Annotated in this window: 7 protein-coding genes and 1 pseudogene; 2 read left to right on the top strand and 6 right to left on the bottom strand. The window is 45.3% G+C overall.

What is annotated here, in order from left to right; genetic code table 11:
• The 5 genes and pseudogenes from Q0R35_RS09300 to Q0R35_RS09285 all read right to left on the bottom strand — a co-directional run.
• Window positions 1-292 (bottom strand): tetratricopeptide repeat protein (locus Q0R35_RS09300; RefSeq protein WP_295616604.1); only part of this gene is annotated, 292 nt, incomplete at its 3' end.
• A gap of 251 nt (window positions 293-543) precedes the next feature.
• Window positions 544-921 (bottom strand): cupredoxin domain-containing protein, encoded by a 378-nt coding sequence (locus Q0R35_RS09295; protein ID WP_295616601.1) that lies wholly within the window; start codon window positions 919-921, stop codon window positions 544-546.
• Between the two features lie 209 nt (window positions 922-1,130).
• Complete coding sequence (locus Q0R35_RS09290) at window positions 1,131-3,395, bottom strand: heavy metal translocating P-type ATPase (RefSeq protein WP_295616598.1); 2,265 nt, start codon at window positions 3,393-3,395, stop codon at window positions 1,131-1,133.
• 61 nt (window positions 3,396-3,456) lie between these two features.
• A pseudogene (locus Q0R35_RS19525) lies at window positions 3,457-3,673 on the bottom strand (cation transporter).
• 111 nt (window positions 3,674-3,784) lie between these two features.
• Window positions 3,785-4,000: a DUF305 domain-containing protein gene (locus Q0R35_RS09285; RefSeq protein WP_295616595.1), complete on the bottom strand. Its 216-nt coding sequence runs from the start codon at window positions 3,998-4,000 to the stop codon at window positions 3,785-3,787.
• 16 nt (window positions 4,001-4,016) lie between these two features.
• On the opposite strand from Q0R35_RS09285, the gene Q0R35_RS09280 reads away from it, so the two are divergent.
• Window positions 4,017-4,298, top strand: coding sequence for a hypothetical protein (locus Q0R35_RS09280; protein WP_295616592.1), 282 nt, complete (start codon window positions 4,017-4,019; stop codon window positions 4,296-4,298).
• A 527-nt stretch (window positions 4,299-4,825) separates the two neighbouring features.
• On the opposite strand, the gene Q0R35_RS09275 is transcribed toward Q0R35_RS09280, so the two are convergent.
• Window positions 4,826-5,080 (bottom strand): SemiSWEET transporter, encoded by a 255-nt coding sequence (locus Q0R35_RS09275; RefSeq protein WP_295616589.1) that lies wholly within the window; start codon window positions 5,078-5,080, stop codon window positions 4,826-4,828.
• A gap of 265 nt (window positions 5,081-5,345) precedes the next feature.
• On the opposite strand from Q0R35_RS09275, the gene Q0R35_RS09270 reads away from it, so the two are divergent.
• Window positions 5,346-6,282: hypothetical protein (locus tag Q0R35_RS09270; RefSeq protein ID WP_295616586.1), on the top strand; the 937-nt coding region annotated here is incomplete at its 3' end.

The following is a 6,282-nucleotide window of genomic DNA, read 5'->3' as shown; positions in this document are numbered from 1 at the left end:
TGTCTGCTTTAAGCAACCCGCGATTGTAGTAAGCATTCGCACTTTGGGGATTATTTTTAATGGCACGATTATAATCGGCTAATGCGCCCTGAAAGTCGCCTTGTTGGTACTTCTGCATCGCCGAGCCAAAGTTATCGCCAGTACCGCGTCTTCCCCTGGCTATGGCGACCGTCGTATCGATCGATCTAGCTGAATTAGCAACCTCTACCGAATGAGCAGTGGCGATCGGTTGTAGGAGCATTACGATCGATCCTAGCCCGATCGTTCCTACCAATAATGATATTCGTGACATATAAAGTGTGTTTAGATTGTGATGGTACTCATCCTAATCGGGATTGTGACAAGATCCAACATAAATAGTAAATAAACTCCAACATGTGAGGATCGTCAAATATCCGCTCAGATCGATAGAGAACGTATTCGCGCAGAATGTGTTTTGGTATAATGAGTGGATCCTCGAATGTTTTGGCATCCAAATTCAGCCCCAATCGTTCCATGACGGCGCGACATCGGCGATTGATTATCGCAGTAAAAGAGCCGATTTTACTTTACTTTTACCTCAATTATTCCCCGAAACATCCTCATCCCGCAAGTGAAAGTATATTCCCCTACTTTAGTGGGTGTGAATTCAACAGTTGTTGTTTGCCCGACGGGTAAACGGGTGCTAATCCCAAAGTCGGGAATTAATACTTCGTCCAGACAAGAATTACTATCGAGACGATGAAACGATAACCGCACAGGTTCACCGCTATTGACAATAACCCGATCTGGACGATAACCACCATCAACTGTTACTAATACCGATTGCACTCCATTACTTTGGATAGCTTGTTGTTTCTGTTGTTTGCGTCCCAAAAACCACCACAGTTCGGCACCAACTAACGTCAGTCCACCGAGAACTACACCTACTTTGATTGGCAAAGGCTGTTCTATGTCTTGAAAAGGTGCTCTACTTGGGGAGACAAGCGAGCTTTTGGGGGGAAGCTTCCCCCCAAAACGTCGCGCCCCAAGACCGCACTTTTCGCTTTGACGAAACGATTTATTTGGAGGCGAGTGTTGCATTTGAGATTCACCCACACCCATCGGAAAAATCGAAAGTATTGCTGTCCCGACTAAAATTGCTGCCAGTTTCATAATTTAAACCTCTTCAATCTCAAAGCATTGAGAACAACTGAAATCGAGCTAAACGCCATCGCCGCACCCGCGATCGCCGGATTGAGCAACCAGCCAGTAAATGGGAACAGAATTCCCGCTGCGATCGGGATGCCTAGCACGTTATAGCCTAGTGCCCAGAATAGATTCTGCTGAATATTTTGCATCGTGGCGCGACTGAGCCGAATTGCCGTCACAATCCCCTGTAAGTCCCCTGAAATCAGCGTGATATCACTTGCCGCGATCGCGACATCCGTACCCGTGCCGATCGCCATCCCGACATCAGCCTGAGCAAGTGCCGGAGCATCATTAATGCCGTCTCCCACCATTGCCACAACTTTCTGCTCATCAAGCTGCAAAGTCTGAATCGTCTGCGCTTTTTGGTCGGGGCGAACTTCGGCTAGGACGCGCTTAATCCCCACTCGATCGGCGATCGCTTTGGCGGTACGCTGGTTATCGCCAGTGAGCATTATCACTTCGATGCCCATTTTCTGTAATGTTTGAATCGCTTTAGCCGAGGTGGGTTTGACGGTATCAGCAACTGCGATCGCAGCTTGTAAATACCGATCGATCGCTACAAAAACTACCGTTTTTCCGGCATCCTCCCAGTCTTCTTTCTGGGCTTGGAATACGGCTGAATTGATGTTCATTTCATCAAACCAACGTTGAGTCCCGATCGACACCTGCTGCCCTGCAACAGTACCCTGGACACCACTTCCGGCGATCGCTTCAAAATGTTCGACAGTCGGTAATTGGGCATCTTTAATGCGATCGCGGGCAGATTGCAGCAAGGCTTCAGCTAGAGGATGTTCGGAGTTATTTTCTAAGGCACCGATCGATCGCCATAAAGTCAGTGGAGCTAGCACGGCAGGACTGGTAGGAATCAGATCTAGAATTGAGGTAGTATCGGTGACAACTGGCTTACCCTGAGTAATGGTACCTGTTTTATCCAGCACGATCGTCTGGATTTGACGGGCGAGTTCTAGACTTTCTGCTCCTTTAATCAAAATGCCATTTTCTGCCCCCTTGCCGATGCCGACAGTCACCGATGTGGGCGTTGCTAGACCCAAGGCGCAGGGACAGGCGATAATTAACACACCGACCATTGTGACGATCGATAAAGTGAAATTACCGATCGTTAGAAACCAGACTATAAAAGTGGTAATTGCGATCGCCAGAATTACCGGAACGAACCAGCCAGTGATATTATCGGCTAACTTCTGAATCGGTGCTTTAGAATTTTGAGCTTGTTGAACTAATTTGACGATCTGCGCCAGCGCGGTATCTTTACCGATTTTGGTCGCCCGAAACTGAAAGCTACCCATCTTATTGAGCGTTGCGCCGACAACTTCATCGCCGACTTGTTTAGTCACAGGAAAACTTTCACCCGTCAGCATCGATTCATCCACCGTGGAATATCCCGATACCACTTCACCATCGACAGGGATTTTTTCACCCGGACGTACTACGACTATATCTGCAAGGGCGACTTCCGCGATCGGGATGTCAAGTTCTTTACCCTCCCGCACCACCCGCGCCGTTTTTGCCTGTAATCCCATCAATGCCTGAATCGCTGACGATGTGGCTCCTTTGGCACGATTTTCTAACCATCTTCCCAACAGCGTTAAAGTGATAATCATCGCCGTCGCTTCGTAATAGACTTCTGCTGATAATCCTTGGGTTGTAAAGTAATTAGGGTTTAGAGTTACCCAGAGTGAATAGAAAAAAGCGATACTCGTACCGAGCGCAATTAGGGTATTCATATCAGCGGTACGGTGCCGAAATGCCTTCCACGCCGATATTTGAAATTCTCTACCCACCCAAAACTGTACGGGTAATGCCAGAACTAGCTGTACCCAAGGATTTTCGAGCCGAGCTAACCAGGACGGCAGGGTGAGATTGAAATGGCTCAAACTGCCGATGACGAGCAAGATACTGAGTATGGCACCGACTAAAACTCTGCTCTGAAGATTTCGCTCTGCTCGTTGTTGCTCCCTATTTCCGGTATCGTCTTCAATAGTGAGATCTGCTGGGATAATTTGTGCTTCATACCCAACATCAACAACGGCTTTGGTGATGATATTTATATTAGTCCGTTTGGGGTCGTATAGCACGGTTGCTCGATCGCTACTAAAATTGACATTACCTTCCACCACCCCTGGTACATTCCGAATTGCCCGCTCGATATTATTTGCACAAGAGGCGCAACTCATCCCTTTGAGCTTGAGATTTAGATCTTCCATATAGTTTTGAGGTGAGGGGATGTTGGTGAGTAGCTAAATCTCTCAGATCGAGCGGATCTTGCTACGCTACTTGGTAGCCAGCCGCTGTAATGGCACTTTCAATTTCTGCTTGAGTGGCTTGAGTCTCGATTTTGACTGTTTGGTTGTGGGATCGGCTTGCACGGTTGCCGTTGGATCGTTGGCGTAGCCTACCCTTAGGTAATCGCGATTACTGCCTTGGAGATCGTTTCACCACAGGCAGCACAAGCCATGTTAGGAATGTTTAGTTGGATATTCATTGTGCGTTGGCACTTCGATGAGTGCGTTCTAGATGTACTTATTCCTATTCTCAACCCTCTAGCGAACTAGAGAGTCAAGAGGATGAATAAACTTGAATTTGAAGTGTTATTTTACAGGTTAGATTTATACCAACTTTGATACCATTGTTGCATCTGACCGATCTCGGCGGTTTGAGTTTTAACAATGGACTGAGCTAATGTCTTAATTTCTGGCGATTTGGTCGTCTTTAACACCATTTGACTCATCTGGGTTGCCATCTGGTGATGGGCCGTCATCATCGTCAGAAAATCTCGATTCTCCGCAGGAGAGGCTACGCCAACGGACATAGTTTGACTAGATGAGTTGGGGGAACTTACGGCTGGAGTGGTCGTAGGTGTAGTCTCTATTGTTGACGGCGATGGCGATGAGTTGGGAGAACTTACTGCTGGACTGGTCGCGATCGTGGTCGTAGTTTCTGTTGTTGACGGCGATTGCGCTGTACGATTGGAACATGCCGCTAATCCGCCGCTCAAAAAGATGGCAGCGATCGCGAATCCCGTCCATATTTTAGGGGGGAATGTTGCTGGATTTGCCATTTTTCTGCGACTCTCCACGGGAGCGACTGAAGATTTAGCTTGGTTGTGATATTCAGTCATAATTTTTAGGTATTTTGTTAAGGCTCAACTCTCTAGTGAACTAGAGAGTTACGAGATTGAGTAGTCATAAATTTACTGCATCAAAACGTTTACATTTTTGATATTCGCTGTCCTAATTTTCACTGATAATCTGGAGTAAATAAATCAGTCTATCGGCATAGATTTATAAATTTATTAATTATGTTTGAGATGTTTAAAGCTTTAATTTATAATTAATATACGTAGATTAAATTAAGATAAAATTAAGCAATTAGCTTTAGAAACTTTAGCGAATGCACTGTTTTCTCGATCGGGTTATATTCGTGGTAAATAAGTAAATAAATTGAAACAAGTTGCTGATGTTCGGGCGGTGGCCATCAAAGATCCAAACGATCGCCGCAGCCACTCGAACACCAGAATCAGGTAAAATTATTCCAGTCGATCGAACCTGATGGAGCGTCCCAATGCAAAACGAGCTAGTCTCAAGCTAACAATTCGCGCTGTGTTGTTAAAGATCTAACACAATGAAAACGCACTTTATCCATATTTAAGTTTAAACCGGAGAATTACTAAATTCAGTACTAATGTAACTGCATTGGCGGCAATAATTGGCGAACTGTTGAGTAATAAGCCATAAATCAGCCACATTGAAACGCCAGCAATAAACGATAGTAAAGTTGGTAAAGATAGATCTTTGGTAGACTTAGATTTCCAAACCTGCACGACTTGAGGTAAAAATGCTGCTGTTGTCAGCGTCGCCGCCAGATATCCGATAAGTTCGATCGATGCCATTTTTAATTTGCTCCTTGTAATTCATCGATCCCTAACCAAAGATTGTAGATTAAATGGGGCTGGATATTCGATTCTCCTTTGGAGAGGCAAAGCAGGGAACGACTTAACTAGAGCGATTTCTAGTACATTGCTAGGACTTGTATAAATATCATCACATCAATGACGGCATTAAATTAGGCACAACAGTGTAGTTAGAGCGCGATCGGCTATAATCTTTGTGGTTAGTTGAACCTGTAGGTTAGCGGCTGCTCATCAAATCTTCCTAATGGCTTATCGATCGGTGTCTATCAAACAAGCTCCCATCCTCAAACATTGGTTTAAGACTGGCTCTGTCGCTTTTATCGCAAGCTGCGGTTGTACGTTGCCATTTACTCAAAATATCGGCAACTCTGCACTCGTTGGCTTGGCGACGCTCCCAGGTGTCGCTGTGAGTGCGATTGCCAGATCCCGCCAACGCAAGCAGCAGATCCATCGCCAACTAGAGCGGGGAAAAGTGCGGTTGAATGAGTTGCAGCAACGCAGCGCAATTTTAGATCGACAGTTGCAGCTTAGGGATAAAGATCTACAGGCGATCGAATTAAGGGTATCTCAATTACATAGTGTAGCAGCTAGTTTGTCCGATCGGATCGATCGCGATCGCGTTCGACAACAGCAACTAGAGCAACAATTATCATCTCTAACGGACTACTATGAAGAGCAGCAAGCTGTTGCAATTAAGTTAGATCGCAATATTCAGGAAAAACAAGCTTGTCTGCTAGAAGTAAATACCGATCTCCATAATTGTAAGTTGAAAATTTCTCAACTACAAGCAGAGCAAGTTAAAATCGAAAGCTCCAACGATTCCCTCGCTCAGAGGCTACACCAGCAAGCCAAAACCGAACTCAAACAGATTCAATCTGAAATTGAAGGACATTCACTAATTAAGCAAGAATTAGAACTAAATATTCAGCAGCTCCAGAGTCAAAAGAATACAGACGAAGCTGAATCTCCCGCCCAAAAACAGTTACTGTTACAACAACTAGATCTAGCGATTAGCAAACGATTAAAAGATCGACAAGATATTGAGACAGAAATAGAGCGATTGAATCGGGCGAAAGCAGACATACCGCCCGAACTAACCAGTCAAGAACAGCGATTAGTCGAGACTCGATCGCAATTGAACGATACCGAAATAGAATTGCAAGTAAAGATCTCGCAATTAG

The organism is Chamaesiphon sp. GL140_3_metabinner_50, from assembly GCF_025361915.1.
Lineage (GTDB): Bacteria > Cyanobacteriota > Cyanobacteriia > Cyanobacteriales > Chamaesiphonaceae > Chamaesiphon.
This window is presented reverse-complemented; position numbering and strand designations above follow the sequence as displayed.

Bases quoted from the DNA above. Each gene is read 5' to 3' on its own strand.
- Q0R35_RS09290 (WP_295616598.1), bottom strand. From the start codon at position 3,395: ATGGAAGATCTAAATCTCAAGCTCAAAGGGATGAGTTGCGCCTCTTGT.
- Q0R35_RS09285 (WP_295616595.1), bottom strand. From the start codon at position 4,000: ATGTCCGTTGGCGTAGCCTCTCCTGCGGAGAATCGAGATTTTCTGACG.
- Q0R35_RS09275 (WP_295616589.1), bottom strand. From the start codon at position 5,080: ATGGCATCGATCGAACTTATCGGATATCTGGCGGCGACGCTGACAACA.